Source organism: Bradyrhizobium sp. USDA 327 (assembly GCF_041262065.1).
Classification (GTDB): domain Bacteria; phylum Pseudomonadota; class Alphaproteobacteria; order Rhizobiales; family Xanthobacteraceae; genus Bradyrhizobium; species Bradyrhizobium liaoningense.
In genome coordinates this window covers 706,799-724,525 of the sequence record NZ_JBGCCW010000001.1, presented here as the reverse complement: position 1 = coordinate 724,525, position 17,727 = coordinate 706,799, and the positions used below count along the sequence as shown (strand labels likewise).

Below are 17,727 nucleotides of genomic sequence, written 5' to 3'. Positions count from 1 at the left end.
AGAACCCATGGCAACGAGTGTCAAGCAAATGCTGGAAGCTGCGAACGCGGCGGTCCCGAAAATCACCTCCGACCAGGCGGCCGAGATGATCAAGAACGGTGACACGCTGGTCGTCGACGTTCGCGATGCGCCGGAAGTCGCCGCCAGCGGCAAGATCGCGGGCGCCGTGAACGTCTCGCGCGGGATGCTGGAGTTTCGCGCCGATCCGGAGTCGCCCTATCACGACAAGGCGTTCGACAAGACCAAGACCGTGATCCTCTATTGCGCGTCCGGCGGCAGATCGGCGCTGGCCGGGAAGGTGCTGAAGGATATGGGCTACGACAAGGTCTACAACGTCGGCGGCTTCAAGGATTGGTCCGGCGCGGTCGAGAAATAGGCGGAACAGGCAGCGCGGTTCCCGTTTCCTGGCGCTTGCACATCACGGCCATGAACGATCGATCTGGGGCGCGGACCTTGGTGCCGCGCCCCTATTGGCGCTCCCTGCGCCACGTGCGGGGGGGCGGGACCGTCACCCGGGCGATCGGCGGCGCCTGACTTGCTCGGTCGATCGAAGCTTCATCCTTGACGCAACGATCCGCCTTCACGCGCGTTTTCCCTCTGCCGAGAACCGCGCGAGGCGTGTCATGACCAGGGAAAACGAACTGAAGCCCGACGACTTCCCGATCGAAGCCGACAAGGACAAGCTGAAGACGCACAAGGGCGAGCCCGTCGCCGAGGCCGAATCGGAGCAGATTGCGAATGAGATCGCCGAGCGGCTGAACGAGCACGCGCACAGGGAGGAGCAGGATCGCTGGTCGGCCTAAACTCAACCGGCACGAACCGCAAATAGACGCCTCGCTTTCGGCAGCCGTTCGCGGCTCACTCCGGATACGCAAACAGATCGATCGGCTCGCTGAAGCCGCGCACCTCGTGCTGGCCGACATGCTCCAGGGCGAACTCTTTCTCCACCAGCTCGGCGAAGGCGCGTGACAGCAGCACCTTCTTGCCGATCGTCTTGGTCAGCGCCTCGAGGCGGGAGGCCATGTTGACGGCCGGGCCGATGACGGTGAAGTCGAGCCGGCTGGCCGATCCGATATTGCCGTACATGACGTCGCCGACATGGACGCCGATGCCGTAGTTCAGCGGCGCACGGCCGGTGCCGCTGTTCCGCTCGTTCAGCGCGACCATGGCCTGCCGGGCCTCGGCCACGGCATGCAGCAGGTTTGCGCAGGCGTCGGGCGCGCTGAGCGGGAAGATCGCGAGCAGTCCGTCGCCGATGAATTTCAGGATCTCACCGCCGTGCCGCGCAATCGGCTCCGACATCGCGTCGAAATAGTCGTTGAGCAGGTCGATGACGTCGTCGCGCGGCCAGTTGTCGGAAATCTTGGTGAAATCCCGGAGGTCGCAGATCATGATCGCGGCGCGGACGGTGGTGCCGGTGCCGCGCCTCGTGGCGCCGGCAAGGATCAGCTCGCCGGCATGGGAGCCGACATAGGTCTCCAGCAGCGTCCGTGCCAGCCGGTTCTTGATGCGGATCTCGCTGACCAGCGCCAGCACCGGCAACAGCTTCTTCAGGCCGGCGATATGCGCATCGTCGAAGCCGCCGGGCCGGTCGGTCGCGAAGGTGACGATGTGCCGCTTGCCGAGCGTATGGTAGAGCGGCCATGCGACATAATCGGTGAGGCCCTTGGCGCGCATCTCGTCATAGAGGGCGTGCTTGCGGCCGAGCGAGGGATCCTGCTCGAGCCTCTCGCGCAGTTCGATGGCGCCGTCATGGATCTCGTGAGCGGCGCTGCCGATATATTCGGGCCGCTCGCGGACTTCATAGTCGACCAGCGCAATCTCGGCCTCGCGGCTCCCGTCGGACCACATCATGCGGGCCCCCAGCCATTGCGGGTGATTGATCAACACGTGGAGCGTCGCACGCTTCACCGGAATGCCCGCCTGCTGCAGGCGGATGCACATCTGCGCGAAGATATCGTCGATGAAGCGCTCATCGCGCGTGCCGTTGGTCAGCCAGTCGATGACGCCATCGGCAGGCGTGGGGGCATGGTTGTCTGGCGCGGTCATATTCTGCCCCTCGAGCTGCGGTCTGTTGCAAGGCAGATATCATGCTCCGGCCCGGCGGCGTCAACCTGGCCAGTTGCATGGATTGTGCGCAGCGGCTTCGCTCCTAGCCCACGATCCTGATCGACCCCAGCACCGCCAGACCCGAGACGAGCGCAAGCATTGCTGGCTCCGTCAGCTCGACCTGCAGCGTGCCTTCGTCGGGAATCGCAAAACTCTCGTCATCGAGACGGATGCGGCATTCCCCGCGAGCGGCGTAGACGAGATGCGTGCCCACCGCGAGCGGCCGCTCGCTGGGCTCCCTGAGCGCGAGGAGATCAATCTCCGCTGCACCGCGCCGCGCCATCAGGTTCACGACCTCGACCGGGCCGGCCTCGAGCTCGGTGACGATCTCGAGCTCGCCGGTGAAGCGCACGGTCGTAAAAGGTTCACGTTCGTCGAATTCCCGCGTGGGCGACTTCAGCACGAGCCCGCGCCCGCCCACGACCATCTGCAAACGGTCGATGCCTGGCATGTAGGAGAACGGACCGGACGCCATGATCGGCGTCGAAGCAAAGCGCCAGAGAAGGCTGTCCCAGTTCTTCTGTTGCGCACCGTCCCGGTGAGCGTCCGCAATGTCGGTGAAGATGCCGCCGCCATTCTTCCACGGCGAGCGGGTATAGTCGTCAGGCTTGAGCAGTGTTGCTTTCATGGAGATCCTCGACACGAAGAGGGTGCGATGGAGCGCCGGCGCGCGCGTCCAGGAGCGGTTCGGCTTCCTGCCGCACCACGTCCAAATGCGTGAACAGCGATACGTGGCCGCCATCGGGGAGCGCCAGCAGCTTCGCCTGCGGGATTGCCCGGCAGACATTCTCGGCATGCGAGAACGGCACGACGTTGTCGGCGCGGCCGTGCACGACGAGGGTGGGCGCCGAGATCGATCCCGCGGGCAACTGTCCCAGCGCGGCAAACTGCGCGATGTCGTTGACGGTCCCAGGAAGCCGCGCATGCAGACGCTGGAACACACTCGACTGCAAGGCGCCGAACAGCGGACCTGCCGCCGGATGTCTCAAGGTCCGTTCGCGCATGGCATCATCGGGGATCGAGCGGCGCGCACCGGCTTGCGGATTTCGTTCAGCCTGCCACCTCAGCACGCGCGGCAGTCCGGGAAGACGCGCAAGGTGGCGCATCATGCGCAGGCGCGTGGCAATCTCCGGCGGCGTTTGCAGCGTGCCCGTGCCGGCCGAGACCAGCACGAGCGAGCGGCAGCGCGAGGGATGCCGCGCGGCAAATTGCAGCGCCGAAGGGCCGCCGGCGGAGACCGCGACGACCGCCACGGTCGAAATCCCGATCACGTCGAGCAGCGCGCCGTAGAGATCGGCCTGTTCGTCGGGTGACGCGCCAAGCTCGAGGGCCGAGCCGAGATAGCCGGGGCGGGACACGGCCACCACCCGCTTGCCCCTGAGCGTCTTCGCGAGGGCGCGGGCCAGCAGCCACGACTGGTCGTGACCGCCCATGCCCCCATGGACGGCCAGGATGGCCGGCCCCTCGCCCGCGATTGCGCACTGGATCGCGCCGCGAGAGGTCCGCACCGAGACCGGAGCAGGCCCGGCGAGCGGCAATGCATTTGGATCTACGGTCATGTCGCGGCTTCCGGTCGCCCGGCTGTGCCGGCCTTGAGGCAACGCAGAAGCGCCGCAGCCCCCGCCGGCGGCCGACGCTCGATCCGGCGATACGCGCGTCCGTCGGACGTGCGGACGACCAGGCCGTGATCACACAGCGCACGGCGCAGCAAGGCATCATCGGCGAAGACATGCTGGCGCTTCAACAGCGTCTTCACTTCCGCCTCGGCCAGACTGCATCGCGGCGGAAAGCCGGCCCACAACACCCAGAGGCTCAGCTGCTGCAAACTGTGGCGGGCCGGCCAGCGAAGCAGCCTGCCGCGTTCATCGAAATGGCGCGCCGCGCGCTGCACGCGCTTCAGATCGACCGCCTCGTCCCCGGTCGCCCGCGTCCCGCGGTCATCCACGGCAGTGCCGACCGCGCCTGCGCGGAAATGCTGATAGTTCCGGTGTCCCGTCGCACGCGCAAGAATGTTGAGCAACTCGACGTGACCCGGTGGCGACGTGCGCTCCAGAAGCTGGGCGCGCAGGGATTTCGCGAGCGCGGAGATGTCGCCCGCAACGAACGCAATGGGTGTTCTGGACATGACCAATCCTCGATGTGCCGATCCACAGGTGGATTGTCGGAGGTCACCGGCTTACGACGCGGCACGAGGTTTGGTGTCGATTCGATTGAGCCTTGCAGGTTTAGCTTCCCTCGCGGGACGGTGACGCCTGGGTGAACTGCAGACCCGGGCAAACCCTTACTATAGACGCCCAGCGAGCTCAAGGGCCTGACATCCGCGATGCGCGGCACCGCGTTTATCGCAGCACGACGTGCCAGAATTCGGGCCGCTATTTCGACGTCAATGCCGCTGTCGCAGCCGATATGAACTGTCGGCAGCGGTCACACATCAGCTCGGTACGAGCGCGGCCGCGCCTACATCCCGCTCAGGCCGCTATCGACCGCGAGGGTCTGCGCGGTGACGTAGACGCTTTCGTCCGAGAGGAAAAACAGCACGGCGTAGGCGATCTCCCAGGCGGTGGCCTGGCGGCCGAAGGGAACGTGGCCCTTGCCGCGGTTGGGGCGGCCGGCGCCGGCTTCGCGGCCGTTGGGTGTGTCGACGAGGCCGGGATAGACGAGGTTGGCGCGGATGCCGCGGCGCGACCCGAGATGGGCGATGTTGCGCATGAGGCCGCCGAGCGCGGCCTTGGAGGAATCGTACACCGCCATCTGCGAGCCGGCTTTCAGCGCGGCGATCGAGGAGATGAAGACGATGGCGCCGCCATCGTCGAACTTCGGCAGGGCGGCGCGGCAGCACAGCATGGGGCCGCGGACGTTGACGTCGTAGATTCTATTCCACTCCTCGGGGCTGACGGCATCGAGCCCGACCTTGCCGAAGGTGCCGATGTTCAGCACCATGCCGTCGAGCCCGCCCATGGCGCCGTGCGCTTCCGCGATCATGCGAACGACGTCGGCCTCGGACGTCACGTCGGCGGCGATGGCAAAGCCCTCGCCGCCTTCATCGGTGATGCGCTTGACGGTCTGCTCGGCAGCGCTGCGGTTGAGATCGGCGACCGCGACCTTCGCACCTTCGCGTGCGCACAGAATGCTCATGGCCCGGCCGTTGCCGACCGGGTCGGTGGCGGCGTCGAAGACGCGCTGGCCGCCGCCGACGATGAGGATGCGGCGCCCTGTCAGGCGTCCCCTGCCCGGCGCCTCGCCCAGCGATTCCGCGCTCGGCGCACGGACGTAGCGCTCCGGCTTGCTATCGGTCTCCGCCATCTCAGCCACCCGGCCTCTTGCCGCCGTCATAGACCTTCATACCGGCTGCGGGATCGAGATCGGTCTCGGTCGCCTCGGTGAGGCGGGCCATCATCATGTAGAAGCCGAGCGTGACGATGGATTCGACGATCTCCTGGTCGCTGAAGTGGTTTCGCGCAGCCGCGAAGGTCGCCTCGGCTATCCGGACGTTCTCGACCACCTCGCGGCCGAACTTCAGCAGCGCACGCTCGGCCTCACCCAGCGCGGCGGCGTCGTAATCTGCGCGCTCGACGGCATCGATCTGTTCTTGCGTACAGCCGACACCGAGCGCGATCGGCACGTGCTGGCGCCATTCATAGGCGCCGCCTTCGAGCTGCGCGGCCTGGAGGATCAGCAGCTCGCGGTTGACGGCCGAGAGCTTCTGCTTGTGCAGAATCGAATTGCCGAGCCGCATCGCCGGGATCATGTTCGCCTCGGCATGGGCCATCATGCGGAAGATATTGAGCTTGACCGGCATGCGGTCGAACGAGGCGCGGATGTCGCCGCTCGTCGTCTCCGGATCAATCAGGGGCAGCCTTGCCACGCGTTTCTCCCTTGGGCTTTCGTTTCTTGTTGTCGTCGTCATTCCCTGCCGCGATCAGCGACAGGAAGAACGCGAGGTAGCGGTCGAGCGCCTCGATCACCTTCGCCCGCGGCGAGGGCGCCGCGCCCATCACGTAGTGTTCGAGACGGATGTAGATCAGCCCGGCGGCGAACAGCCGCGCGGTCTCGCGCGGATCGGGCGTCGAGATCAGGCCGGCGAGCGAGAAGCCGCGGAAATAGTCCGTCATCAAGCTCTGTTCGCGCGCATAGAAATGATCGGCGAATTTGGCACGGATGCCGGGGACGCGGTTGCGCTCGGCGGTGATCACCTTCTGGAACTGGTGCTCGCGCGGATCGGACCATTGCTCGACGAGGTCGAGCGCGAACTGACGGCAGAACGCGGCGGGCTGTCGCGCGAGCTGCCTATAGCGCGGCTCCTCCAGCCGGCTCGCCGAGCTGGCGGGACCGTGCTCGGCGACGATCGCCTCCAGGATCGCGGCCTTGCCCGGGAAATGATTGTAGAGGCTGCTCTCGCGGATGCCGACGCGCCGCGCGAGCTCGCGCATCGAGGCGCCGCCATAGCCGCTCTGCGCGAACAGATTGAGCGCCTCGGTGAGGATGCGCTCGCGGGTGGTGGGCGCAGCCGCTTCCGCCGCGCTGGAGGTGTGGACAGCCATGTGGCTTGACTAACGAACGATCGTTCGCTAGTCAACCGTACGAACGATCGTTCGTTTCGCCTGGCGGCAACGGTCGCGGCCCGCAAGATCGCTTTCGGGCACTGTTCTCGCGTTTCAACTCCGCTCCATCGAGAGGCGGAGAGCAATTTTGGGAGACGACGTCATGGCGCGCTTTGCCCGCCCTCGCCTAGCCGCGGCTTGCATCCTGTTGCCGCTGCTCGCAGCAAGCCCTGCCCAGGCCCAAAGCGCGAAATACGATCCCGGCGCCGACGACAAGACCATCAAGATCGGCACCACCGCGCCGCTGAGCGGCCCGGTGTCGGCCTTCGCGCAGATCGCGAAATCGGCGGAAGCCTATTTCCGGAAAGTCAATGACGAGGGCGGCGTCAACGGACGGCGTGTCCAGATGATCATCGCCGACGACGCCTACAGCCCGCCCAAGACGGTGGAGCAGACCCGGCGACTGGTCGAGAGCGAGGAAGTGCTTTTGATCTTCGGCGGCGTCGGCACGCCAACCAACAGCGCCGTGCACAAATATCTCAACGACCGCAAGGTGCCGCAGCTCTTCCTCGGCTCCGGCGCCGCCAAGTGGGACGACCCGAAGAATTTTCCGTGGACCGTCGGCTGGCAGCCGACCTATCGCGACGAGGCGATCGCCTATGCCAAGTACATCAAGGCGAGCCACGCCAACGCAAAGGTCGGCGTGCTCTACCAGAACGACGATCTCGGCAAGGACTATCTGAAGGCGCTGGAGGAAGGACTCGGGAGCGGCGAGGCGATCGTCGCGCGGGCGGCTTACGAGACCTCGGCCCCGACCGTCGACACCCAGATCCTGCAATTGAAGACCGCGGGCGCGGATGTCGTGCTCGTCGCGGCGACGCCGAAATTCGCGGCGCAGGCGATCCGCAAGATCGGCGAGATCGGCTGGAAGCCCGTGACCATCATCTCCAACGTCTCCGCCTCGATCAGCGGCGTGCTGGAGCCGGCCGGCAAGGACAATTCCACCGGCGTCATCTCCAGCCAATATCTGAAGGACGCGACCGACCCCGCGCTGAAGGACGATGCCGGCTACAAGGAGTGGCTGGCGTTCATGGACAAGTACATGCCGGACGCCAACAAGAGCGACTGGCTCAACGTCTACGGCTACACCATCGCGCAGACGCTGGTGACGGTGCTGAAGGCATCAGGCAACGACCTCACCCGCACCAACGTCATGAAGCAGGCGACCTCCATGAAAGACGTGCGCCTGCCGATGCTGATCAACGGCACCGCCGTGAGCAATTCGCCCGAGCGCTTTACGCCGATGACGAGCCTTCAATTGATCCGTTTTGACGGCACGCGTTGGGTGCCGTTCGGTGATCTCCTGAAGAACTGATCATGCGACAGGTCAGGATCGGCAGCATGCGGGTCGATCTCGTCAGCGAGATCCCCGCGCTTGCCTTCGACAAAAGCTGGCTGTTCGCCAACGTCACCGACGCGGTGATCGCGGAGAACCGGGGCTGGCTCGACCACCGCTATATCGAGCCGGAGACCGGCCGCTTCATTCTCAGCCACCATTCCTACCTGGTGCGCACGCCGCGCTGGACCGCGATCGTCGACACCTGCTGCGGCAATCACAAGCATCGACCGCGCGTGCCAGCGTGGAACAACCTGAATCAGCCCTATCTCAGAAACTTGCAGGCGCTGGGCGTTGGCCCCGAGCAGGTCGATTTCGTGATGTGCACGCACCTGCATGTCGATCACGTCGGCTGGAACACGCGCCTCGTGGACGGGCGCTGGGTGCCGACCTTCCCCAACGCGCGCTATCTGATGGGGCGGGCCGAGTACCGCCATTTCGAGGCCGCGCACAATGCTGCGCCGAACAACCCAGTGAACCATGGTGCGTTCGCGGATTCCGTGCTGCCGGTGGTCGCGGCCGGCCTTGCCGAATTGGTCGAGACCGACCACCGCCTGTTTAGCGATCGCGACGCGGCCCTGCGCTTCGCGCCGGCGCCCGGCCACACCGCCGGCAACATGCAGATCCACCTCAATGGCGGCCACGATCACGCGGTGATGTCCGGCGACGTCATCCATCATCCGATCCAGTGCGCCGCGCCTTGGCTGTCGAATGCCGCCGACGTCGATCCAGCTGCGGCACTCGCAACGCGAATGGCGCTGCTGGAGGAGCTGGCGGACACGCCGAGCTACCTGCTCACCGGCCATTTCCCGGCACCGACCGCGGGGCGCGTGATCCGGCACGGCGAGGCCTATCGATTTCGTTTCGAGGACTAGACTATGAAGCTGAGATCGATCGGCGGCCCCGGAGGTCACCTCTCCCCAGCGGGGAGAGGTCGGATTGCTTGGGCGCGCGATTGCGCGCCTGAGCAATCCGGGTGAGGGGCCGCAATGCGAAGCGAGACCGTAACCCCTCACCCGGATCGCATCTTTCGATGCGACCCGACCTCTCCCTATGGGAGAGGTGATCCGAGCTCGTGGCCCGCATCGATTCAATCAAAACCTATTCTTCTTCAGGAGATGCAACATGATGCTGCGCACGGTCACGCTCTCATTGCTCGCATTGCTGTCGGCGGGATTGCCGGCATGCGCCGAGGACCCTGCCGCCTACCCCACCCGGAAGATCAAGATGCTGCTGCCCTATGCGGCCGGCGGCGGCGGCGACGTGGTCGGCCGGCTGCTTGCGGACAGGATGAGCAAGACGCTCGGGCAGACCATTTATATCGAGAACCACACCGGCGCGGCCGGCACGCTTGGCACGCAGATGGTCGCGACATCTCCGAATGACGGCTACACCATCACCGTCGGCGGCATGACCACGCATGTGCTTGCCCCCGCGATCTATCCAAAACTGCCCTACGATCCGATCAAGAATTTCACGACCATCGGCCGCGTCGGCACCTCCTCGATCATGCTGGTCGCGACCAAGAATTTTGCCGCCAATGACATCAAGGGCCTGGTCGCGCTGGCCAAGAAAGGCGAGCCGATCCAGTACGGCAGTTGGGGCGTCGGCTCGACCGGGCAATTCTGCGCGGAGATCCTGATGCAGCAGACCGGCATCAAGATGGATCACGTGCCGTTCAACGGCATCGCGAAGCTTGCCGGCGATCTGCTCGGCGGCCACATCTCCCTTGCGACGCTCGACGTCGCGACGGCGACGCCGCTGGTGAAGGACGGCTCGATCAAGGCGCTCGCCGCCTGCGGCGAACGTTCGCCGAGCCTGCCGGATGTCGCCAGCTACAAGGAACAGGGCGTGCCATTCGACCGCAGCCTGTCCTGGGCGATGTATGCGCCGGCGGGACTCGCTCCGCCGACCGCGCAGAAATTATCGGCGGCGCTCAAGGAGGCGCTCGGCGATGCCGTCGTGAAGGAAAAGCTGCTCGGGCTCGGCATCACCCCGCAATTCGTCTCCGGCGAGGAACAGCGTGATATCAATGCTCGCGACATCGCAGCCTGGAAGCAGGTTGCCAGGGACGCCGGGATCGAGGTCAAGTGAATAGCAGGGCTGTCGTGAACAAGGAAAGAATGGGAGCGCGGGCATGAGCCGCATCTTCGGCGCGGTGCGCCAGAACGGATATGTGGTGCGGGACATCCACGCCGCGATGACGCACTGGATCGAGGTGATGGGCGTCGGCCCCTGGTACTACATGGATCGCGTGAAGACCGATTGGTTCCGCCATCGCGGCCAGGATTCCGCGGTCGAGATGAGCATTGCCCTCGCCAATTCCGGCGATCTGCAGATCGAGCTGATCCAGCAGCGCAATGACGCGCCTTCGCTGTACAAGGAATTTTTGGACGCCGGGCACGAAGGACTCCAGCACATGTCGTACTGGAGCCACGACTATCAGGCGCTCTACGACAGGGCGCTCGGGCTCGGCTACAGGGTCGGCCATGAGGGCCAGATCGGCGGCGACAAGGGGCGCTTTGCCTATTTCGACACGCAGGCCCATCCGGGCACCGTGATCGAGATCTCCGACATCAGCGGCACCAAGGGACCGTTCTTCGAGAAGGTCCGGCAGGCCGCGATGAACTGGGACGGCACGCGACCGATCCGCGAGGTCGGCGGGAGCCGATCGTAGGACCGATCACCGGCTTGGCCGATGTCGTTCGAAGCGCGCAAGACGACGCAAGAACCGGCTGATCAAAGGCGCTCCTGGCGCGGCAGAGGCCAAACCATGCTAATCTGAGGCTCGTGTCCGAACCTTCAGGGAGGCAATCATGTCCGACACTGACAAGGTTTTCGCCGGCTCGATCCCGAGACTCTACGACGAATATCTCGTCCCGATGATCTTCGCCGTTTACGCCGAGGACATCGCAAGACGCGTTGCTGCGCTCTCGCCCTCCGTGCTGCTGGAGATCGCGGCAGGCACCGGCGCGGTGACCCGCGCCGTGGCGGCGGCGCTGCCGGGTGGCATCCGCTACGTTGCGACCGATCTGAACGAGCCGATGCTGGCTGTTGCCGCGCAGCGCCAGGCGGGTGATGATCGCATCACCTGGCGCCAGGCGGACGGAATGGCCCTGCCCTTCGACGATGCCGAGTTCGACGTGGTCTGCTGCCAGTTCGGCGCGATGTTCTTTCCGGACCGGATCAAGGCTTACGGAGAGGTGAAGCGAGTCTTGAAGGCGGATGGCACGTTCGTCTTCAACGTCTGGGATCGCATCGAGGACAATGTGCTCACACAGGAAGCGATGGTCGCGCTCGAAAAGCTGTTTCCCGACGATCCGCCCCGTTTCATGATCCGGACGCCGCACGGCTATTACGACAAGACCGTCATCAGAGGCGACCTCGAACGAGCGGGCTTCCGTGACATATCGATCGAAACCCGGTCTGAGATCAGCCGCGCGCCGTCGGCCGAATATGTCGCCACCGCGCTCTGCCAGGGCACACCGCTGCGCAGCGAGATCGAGGCAAAGGATGCCAGCAAGCTTCAGGCTGCGACTGATATCGTTGCCGAGGCGATCCGGACGCGCCATGGCTCCGGCCCGGTTGAGGGCAAGATCCAGGCTATCGTGATCGAGGCGCGCGCGTAATTGCCGAAGCCGCAATCCACTGCGCCCTCGGCTCGCCTTCGAGACCAACGGCGTGAGCATCCACCCGGCCGGGGGCGCAAACCTGCGGCCTCCCGGCGATCGCCGCCATAACAAAATCTCGCAGTGCCTAACACCGGGCTGTCCTATCGCCGGAGAGCGACTGCCTGCGCGTTTTCCGCGCGATTTCCACGGCTCCGCAGAAGCTAACGACCTATAACAACCCATAACGAGCAATTTCCGGCGGCCCGCGCCAATTTGGTTGCAGGACGAGCGGCCAGCCGACCCTGCGAGCACACAGCGCAGCGTCGAGACACAGGGCCGTGAAGCCTCGAGCCTGCAACCCGATGAGGAGTTCCGGAGATGACCAATAACCAGATCGTCGATTCAAGTTTCACCGCCATCATCAACGCACCGATCGACCGGATCGACATACCCGAATGGTGCTTCAACATGCCGGAACGCGAGTATCAGGGCTGCTCGCCTGCGCACATCGCGGCGGGCTTCACGACGGCCCCGGACGGCAAGCGGATGTCCATCAATGTCGAGATCATCGGCGGCAGCCTCATGGTGCAGCACTATGTCGAGACGCTCGGCGAGAAGGACCATCTGATCCTCGATTCCACCTCCGACGTGTTCACGCCCAATGGACGCACCACCATTCACGTGACCTGGGAGCTGAGCGTGAAGGAGATCGAACCCGGCAAGTGCGAGTTCACCAACCGCGTCAGGTCGTACGCGACGGACGAGTTCATGGCGTTCATCGGCAAGCAGGGCATCCCCTTCGACCTGTTCCGCGCCCAGCGCCAGCCCGCCTCGATCGCGCACAATCAGGGCGAGACGCCTCTGTTCGCCGCCAGCATCGAGCGCGCGGCCCTGGCGAACGCCTGACGACGGAGAGTCTCATGACAGACCTGTCCTACGACAAGACCGACACGGCGCTCCTGGTGGTCGATCCCTATAACGACTTCATTTCGGAAGGCGGCAAGATCTGGCCGCGGATCAAGGCCGTCGCCGAATCGAACAATTGCGTTCCGCACATGCAGCAGGTTCTGCAGGCCGCGCGCGACGCGAAGCTTCGCGTCTTCTACGCCATGCATCATCGCTACCGCGAAGGCGATTATGCATCCTGGAAGTACATTGCGCCGATCCAGCGGAGAGCGTGGAAGAACAGGAGCTTCGAATTCGGCACCTGGGGCGGCGAGTTCCGCGCAGAGTTCGTGCCGGCGCCCGGCGAGATCGTCGCCAGCGAGCATTGGTGCTCCAGCGGCTTCGCCAATACCGATCTGGATCTCCAGCTGAAGCGGCATGGCGTCCAGCGACTGATCGTCATCGGATTGATCGCGCACACCTGCATCGAAGCGACCGTCCGCTTTGCCGCCGAGCTCGGCTACGACGTCACCGTCGTCAAGGATGCGGTTGCCGACTACTCCGAAGAGATGATGCACGCAGCGCTCGAGATCAACATGCCGAACTACGCCAGTGCCATCGTGACCACGGACGAGATCGTCGCGGCGCTGTCATCAAACCGGGTGGCAATCATCGCTGCCGAATGAGCTGGATCAACGAAAGATCGGGACGGCTGATCGGACCGGATCGGCCGGTATCCCGGCAGGGATGCTCGCGCGCCGGCGAGGGCAACAAGCCCGAGTAGGCCCGAACATCCTCGCAACATCTATGGAGACCACAATGACCCGACAGATCACCATCGAGAAGCCGCTGCCAGCATTCTGGACCGCCACGTTCAACAATCCGCCCATCAACCTGATCGATCCGGACACGATTGGCGAACTGCAGGATCTGCTTGCAGCGCTCGAAACCGACGCGCATGTGAAGGTTGTGGTATTCCGGAGTGCCGACCCTGATTTCTTTCTCGCGCATTGGGACGTGCTTGCCGACAAGACCAAGGTCGCGGCGATGCCGCCCGGTCCGACCGGAATGCACCCGTGGATCGACGTGCTCGTGCGGCTGTCGCGGGCACCGGTCGCCTCCATTGCCGAGATCCGTGGCCGCGCACGCGGCGCGGGAAGCGAATTCGTCCTCGCCTGCGATATGCGCTTCGCCAGTCGCGAGCGCGCAATCCTGGGGCAGTTCGAGGTCGGGCTCGGCTCGGTACCCGGTGGAAATCCGATGGCGCGGCTGGCCGGCTTGATGGGGCGCGGGCGCGGGCTGGAGGTGATCTTGGGCGCCGACGACTTTTCAGCCGACCTGGCTGAGCGCTACGGCTACGTCAATAGAGCCCTGCCGGACAGCGAGATCGAGGCATTCGTCGATGCGCTTGCCCGTCGTCTCGCCTCGTTCGAAAAGCATGCGCTGGTCGGTGCCAAGGCCCTGATGAACGACGTCACGCTGCCGGCGGACGGCGTTTTTCCGGCGGCGCTGTCGGCTTTCTTCAGCTCGGCCTCCCACCCAGCCACCCGCGCGCGCGCGGCGGCTCTGGTCGAACGCGGCCTCCAGCTCCGTTCCGACATTGAACTGCGGCTGGGCCAGGCTGTGGCCGACCTCGGATGATGTCCGCAGCGACAATGCGCGCGGCGCTTCCCTACCAGAAGCCGCGCTGCATCGGCTGCGCCGGCTGATAATACTGATACTGGCTGCGCCGGCGCGGATTGGCCGGCTGCACGTAGGGATCGCGCTGCTGGAAGAAGAAGCCGAAGCCGTTACCGCCGTTGTCCCAGCCGTCGTCGCTCGCGATCATGGCAGGTGCGGTCGGCTTGCGCGTGATGAAACCGCCCTGCGGCTCATTGCCCAGCACCGCGACGAACTCGGTGCGGTAATTGGTCTCGCTGCTCAGCGGCTCATCCGAGATGATGATCGACGAGCGCGGCAACGCGGTCGGTCCGATGCGATCCCACACGTCCTGCGGGATGGTGATGCGGTCGAGCGCGTTTCTCGCCTCGTCGCCGTTCTCGATCGTGACCACGCTCCAGCGCAGGCCGGTATCGGTCTTCGCCATCGCCGTGAAGATATGCGTGCCGAGCGGCTGGTCGGGATTGCGGATCGTGATGGGAACCTCGATGCTGGTGTCGAACACCTCGCCGCCGCCGTCAGGCGCCGGCTTGTGCGTGTTCCGCCGCACGTAGAGCTTCTGCGTCGCGCGGCTGATGTAGACCGAGACCGGCTCGCCTGCGAGCTTCGCGTCGGTCGCCGCCTTCACGGCGTCGGCTTTCCGGGTCGCGGCCGCCTTCGCGGCTTCCTTCGTGGCGGCCACCGCATCGCGCTTCTGCTGCGCGGCGGCCCTGGCGGCGTCGAGCTGCGTCGCCGCGTCGGCAGCCTTGGCCGCCGCCTTTTGGTTCAGCTCCTCGGCCTTGGCGCGGGCCTGATCGTTCCTGGCGTTCGCGAGCGTCTTGTCGGCGAAGGCGAGTTCGGCATCTGCGCGGGCCTTCTGCTGTTCCAGCTTGCGCAGCGCGGCAGGAAGCGAGGCAGCTTCCTTCGCGGCGGCGGAAGCAGCCTTCTTGGCCGCATCGGCGGCTCTCGTGGCCTCCTCGGCCTCGGCGGAGAGCTTGTCGGCCCGGCCAGGCGCTGCCGCGATGGCGTCCGGCTTCGGCACGAACAGCGAGGGGTGAGAGAAGTCAGTCGGGACCGCGTCGTGCGGCGAGATGATCACGCGCATCCCGATATTCGTCTTGTCGAACAGATTCTCGGCAAAGCCGAACGGCATGCGCACGCAGCCATGCGAGGCGGCATAGCCGGGCAGCGGACCGCCATGCAGCGCGATACCGTTCCAGGTGATGCGCAGCATGTTCGGCATCCACGCATCGTCATACATGGTCGAGCGGTGGTCCTTGTCCTTCTCGACGATGGCGAACACGCCGGCCGGCGTCTCGCGCCCCGTGGTGCCGGTCGACACCGGCGCGCGCATGATCCAGCCGTCGGCATCGTAGAAAGTGACCTGCTGGCTCTTGATCGACACGATCGCCATGATCGGCTCGCCGGCCACACGCGGCGCCACGGCCTCGGCCGCCTGGCGCGGCTGCTTGGCCGCCGTTGCCGGGGTCGCCGTCAATGCGACCACTGCGGCCAACGCCACGATTCCGGGAGGCCCCCAACGCCGCATCGCCAGGGTGGATTTCGCCGTCGTCAGTCGGTTTCTCATGCCATCCTCGGTCGAAATGCCAGTCCGCCTGTGTCGATCACGCGTCAGATTGGAATCATTGGATTAAGAAATCGCAGCCGCCTTACGTTCCGTCTGTGGCGAGATTCGGCACGTTCCCGCGACAAATCTCTCATATACGACGGCTTGCGCAGGCGGAAGGCGGCCTTCGACCGAGGCTGGTCCGAAGCTGGCTTCGATCGCTGCGGCAGAATGTCCGGGCAAGCCTTTGGGGCAGCCTTGCGGGCCGACGCCGGGCGGCACGCTCGCTAGACGCCGAGAGCCTTGCGGTTCAACGTTCGCAGGAAACGCAGCGACAACGTTCGCACGTTCGCAACATTCAGCAACCAGGCCGCAGCCGCATAAGCGAGGCCGCCGGCGAGGCTGACGATGGCGAGCGACACGAGGCCGGTGCCGCCCGCTTGCGATCGCGCAATCAGGATCGCGGCCGCCATCACGGCCGCGGAAACGGCAACGCCGGCGAGGCGATTGAACTCGAACGGCACCGGATAGGCCCGATGCATCAGGACGGCGGCAACGAGGAAGCCGATCGCCTCGGTCGCCAGCGTCGCCAGCGCCGCGCCGTAGAGGCCGTAGCCGGGGATCAGCGCGAACATCAGGACCACGCTGACCACCAGCGTGAGGAAGGACTGCGCCGCCAGCATGAAGGGCCGCTCGGCGAGCTGGAAGCTGATCTGCACGTAGAACTGATTGGCGATACCGAAGAAGCGGGCGAGCACCAGCGTCGGCAGCAGCGCCGAGACGCCGGCGCGGAAGTCGATGCCGACGAGCGTGCCGCCGACCTGGTCCGCGGCGAGCGCGAGCCAGACGGCAACGGGTGCAACGACGACCAGCAGGAGCTCGAGGCTTTCGGTCAGCCGCTCCCGCGTCGTCTCGCCGTTGTTCTCGGACAATGACCGGAACACCAGCGGCACGGTCGCCGCAGCAACGCTGGATGCGATCATGACCATGAACTGGCGCGGCAGATCGGCGGCAACGCCGAAGATGCCGGCAGCGTCCCTGCCGAGCAAATAGGCGACAATGAGCCGGTCGCAGGCCGAATAGACGGCGACGGACAATCCTGCCAGCGTCAGCGGCAGGCCGTAGCGCGCCAGCTGCATGAACTGGCTGCGCTGGAAGCGCGCGATCCTGGTGCGGTCGCCGACGAGGTTCAGAATGATGCCCGTGAGCGACCCCAGACCAAACGCGGCGAGCAGCCCCAATCCACCCCAGCCGAGCCAGATGCCGAGCAGACCGAAGCCGACGCTGGAGACGCTGCGCACGATCGAGATCGCCGCGAACCGGTAGGGGCGCAATTTGGCGCGCTCGAACTCCTGGCCGACATCGACCGCGTTGGCCATGATCGCGACGAACATGCTGGCGAGCAGCAGCTCGACACTGACGTCGCTGCGGAACAGGAAGACCAGCGGAGTGGTGGCGCAGAGCACGGCGGCCGTGAGAGCGAAGGCGACCATCGCCGTGGCGCGAAAATCGACCTCCGCCGACATCGCCTGATAGCGGGACACCGACAGCTTGATCCAGGCGAAGAAGATCGCGCCCAGAATGCCCGCAAGGCTGATGCCGACGACATAGACGCCGTACTCCGCCGGGCTCAGGAGCCGCGTATAGGCGGTGACGGCGAAGAAGCCCACCGCCGCGGGCAAGATGTAGGCGACCAGATAGATCGAGAAATGGCGGTTCAGCATGCGAGCAAGGGACCGTTGGCGGCCATCAGGATTAACGAGACGTTAAGGCAGTTGGACTTTGGTGTGACAATCGGATTGCGCCGCTGGCATCGGCAAGGATAGCCGCACAAGCCTGCAAATCGGACCGCGAATGGGGCGAGCAAGCGGTTATCGCGCGTTAGCGTTAAATTTGCCCTGTCCTTGAAGCGGCCGGCGCGATCACAGAAAAGAAGCAATGATGGCGAAACGTCGCTCGACTCCTCCGATGCGCTGATGT

Annotated in this window: 19 protein-coding genes; 10 read left to right on the top strand and 9 right to left on the bottom strand. The window is 65.3% G+C overall.

Annotated features, from left to right (window positions below; genetic code table 11):
* Positions 1-7 precede the first annotated feature (7 nt).
* Positions 8-376 carry a rhodanese-like domain-containing protein gene (locus ABIA42_RS03155; protein ID WP_028180978.1) on the top strand — a complete coding sequence of 123 codons (369 nt, stop codon included), beginning with the start codon at positions 8-10 and terminating at the stop codon, positions 374-376.
* A gap of 247 nt (positions 377-623) precedes the next feature.
* Positions 624-803 carry a hypothetical protein gene (locus ABIA42_RS03150; RefSeq protein WP_370115574.1) on the top strand — a complete coding sequence of 60 codons (180 nt, stop codon included), beginning with the start codon at positions 624-626 and terminating at the stop codon, positions 801-803.
* Between the two features lie 55 nt (positions 804-858).
* Here ABIA42_RS03150 and ABIA42_RS03145 read toward each other — a convergent pair whose 3' ends face one another.
* From ABIA42_RS03145 to ABIA42_RS03115, 7 genes are all read right to left on the bottom strand, one after another.
* Entirely contained in the window at positions 859-2,049 is a 1,191-nt protein-coding gene (locus tag ABIA42_RS03145) for an adenylate/guanylate cyclase domain-containing protein (RefSeq protein ID WP_370115576.1), read from the bottom strand.
* 103 nt (positions 2,050-2,152) lie between these two features.
* Entirely contained in the window at positions 2,153-2,737 is a 585-nt protein-coding gene (locus tag ABIA42_RS03140) for a HutD family protein (protein WP_370115578.1), read from the bottom strand.
* Positions 2,712-3,668 (bottom strand): alpha/beta fold hydrolase, encoded by a 957-nt coding sequence (locus ABIA42_RS03135; protein WP_370115580.1) that lies wholly within the window; start codon positions 3,666-3,668, stop codon positions 2,712-2,714. The genes ABIA42_RS03140 and ABIA42_RS03135 overlap by 26 nt, the downstream gene beginning before the upstream one ends.
* Positions 3,665-4,234, bottom strand: coding sequence for a DUF2087 domain-containing protein (locus ABIA42_RS03130; protein ID WP_370115582.1), 570 nt, complete (start codon positions 4,232-4,234; stop codon positions 3,665-3,667). The genes ABIA42_RS03135 and ABIA42_RS03130 overlap by 4 nt, the downstream gene beginning before the upstream one ends.
* A gap of 332 nt (positions 4,235-4,566) precedes the next feature.
* Positions 4,567-5,412: an SDR family NAD(P)-dependent oxidoreductase gene (locus ABIA42_RS03125; protein WP_370115584.1), complete on the bottom strand. Its 846-nt coding sequence runs from the start codon at positions 5,410-5,412 to the stop codon at positions 4,567-4,569.
* Between the two features lies 1 nt (position 5,413).
* Positions 5,414-5,974, bottom strand: coding sequence for a carboxymuconolactone decarboxylase family protein (locus ABIA42_RS03120; RefSeq protein WP_370115586.1), 561 nt, complete (start codon positions 5,972-5,974; stop codon positions 5,414-5,416).
* Complete coding sequence (locus ABIA42_RS03115) at positions 5,952-6,650, bottom strand: TetR/AcrR family transcriptional regulator (protein WP_271526852.1); 699 nt, start codon at positions 6,648-6,650, stop codon at positions 5,952-5,954. Before ABIA42_RS03115 ends, ABIA42_RS03120 begins: the two co-directional genes overlap by 23 nt.
* Before the next feature lie 163 nt (positions 6,651-6,813).
* Here ABIA42_RS03115 and ABIA42_RS03110 point away from each other — a divergent pair, with 163 nt between their 5' ends.
* From ABIA42_RS03110 to ABIA42_RS03075, 8 genes are all read left to right on the top strand, one after another.
* Complete coding sequence (locus ABIA42_RS03110; protein ID WP_370115588.1) at positions 6,814-8,025, top strand: ABC transporter substrate-binding protein; 1,212 nt, start codon at positions 6,814-6,816, stop codon at positions 8,023-8,025.
* A gap of 2 nt (positions 8,026-8,027) precedes the next feature.
* On the top strand, positions 8,028-8,921 hold the full coding sequence (locus tag ABIA42_RS03105) for an MBL fold metallo-hydrolase (RefSeq protein ID WP_370115590.1): 894 nt from the start codon (positions 8,028-8,030) through the stop codon (positions 8,919-8,921).
* A gap of 250 nt (positions 8,922-9,171) precedes the next feature.
* Complete coding sequence (locus ABIA42_RS03100) at positions 9,172-10,140, top strand: Bug family tripartite tricarboxylate transporter substrate binding protein (RefSeq protein WP_370115592.1); 969 nt, start codon at positions 9,172-9,174, stop codon at positions 10,138-10,140.
* Positions 10,141-10,183: 43 nt separating this feature from the next.
* Positions 10,184-10,723: a VOC family protein gene (locus ABIA42_RS03095; protein WP_370115594.1), complete on the top strand. Its 540-nt coding sequence runs from the start codon at positions 10,184-10,186 to the stop codon at positions 10,721-10,723.
* A 139-nt stretch (positions 10,724-10,862) separates the two neighbouring features.
* On the top strand, positions 10,863-11,675 hold the full coding sequence (locus ABIA42_RS03090; protein ID WP_370115596.1) for a class I SAM-dependent methyltransferase: 813 nt from the start codon (positions 10,863-10,865) through the stop codon (positions 11,673-11,675).
* Positions 11,676-12,035: 360 nt separating this feature from the next.
* Positions 12,036-12,563 (top strand): hypothetical protein, encoded by a 528-nt coding sequence (locus ABIA42_RS03085; protein WP_370115598.1) that lies wholly within the window; start codon positions 12,036-12,038, stop codon positions 12,561-12,563.
* A 14-nt stretch (positions 12,564-12,577) separates the two neighbouring features.
* Positions 12,578-13,228, top strand: coding sequence for an isochorismatase family cysteine hydrolase (locus tag ABIA42_RS03080; RefSeq protein WP_370115600.1), 651 nt, complete (start codon positions 12,578-12,580; stop codon positions 13,226-13,228).
* A gap of 133 nt (positions 13,229-13,361) precedes the next feature.
* Positions 13,362-14,183: an enoyl-CoA hydratase/isomerase family protein gene (locus tag ABIA42_RS03075; RefSeq protein WP_271526860.1), complete on the top strand. Its 822-nt coding sequence runs from the start codon at positions 13,362-13,364 to the stop codon at positions 14,181-14,183.
* Between the two features lie 31 nt (positions 14,184-14,214).
* Here the strand turns inward: ABIA42_RS03075 and ABIA42_RS03070 are convergent, their stop codons facing one another.
* Complete coding sequence (locus ABIA42_RS03070) at positions 14,215-15,768, bottom strand: L,D-transpeptidase (protein WP_370115602.1); 1,554 nt, start codon at positions 15,766-15,768, stop codon at positions 14,215-14,217.
* A gap of 266 nt (positions 15,769-16,034) precedes the next feature.
* Positions 16,035-17,471 (bottom strand): lipopolysaccharide biosynthesis protein, encoded by a 1,437-nt coding sequence (locus tag ABIA42_RS03065; RefSeq protein ID WP_370115604.1) that lies wholly within the window; start codon positions 17,469-17,471, stop codon positions 16,035-16,037.
* Positions 17,472-17,727 lie beyond the last annotated feature (256 nt).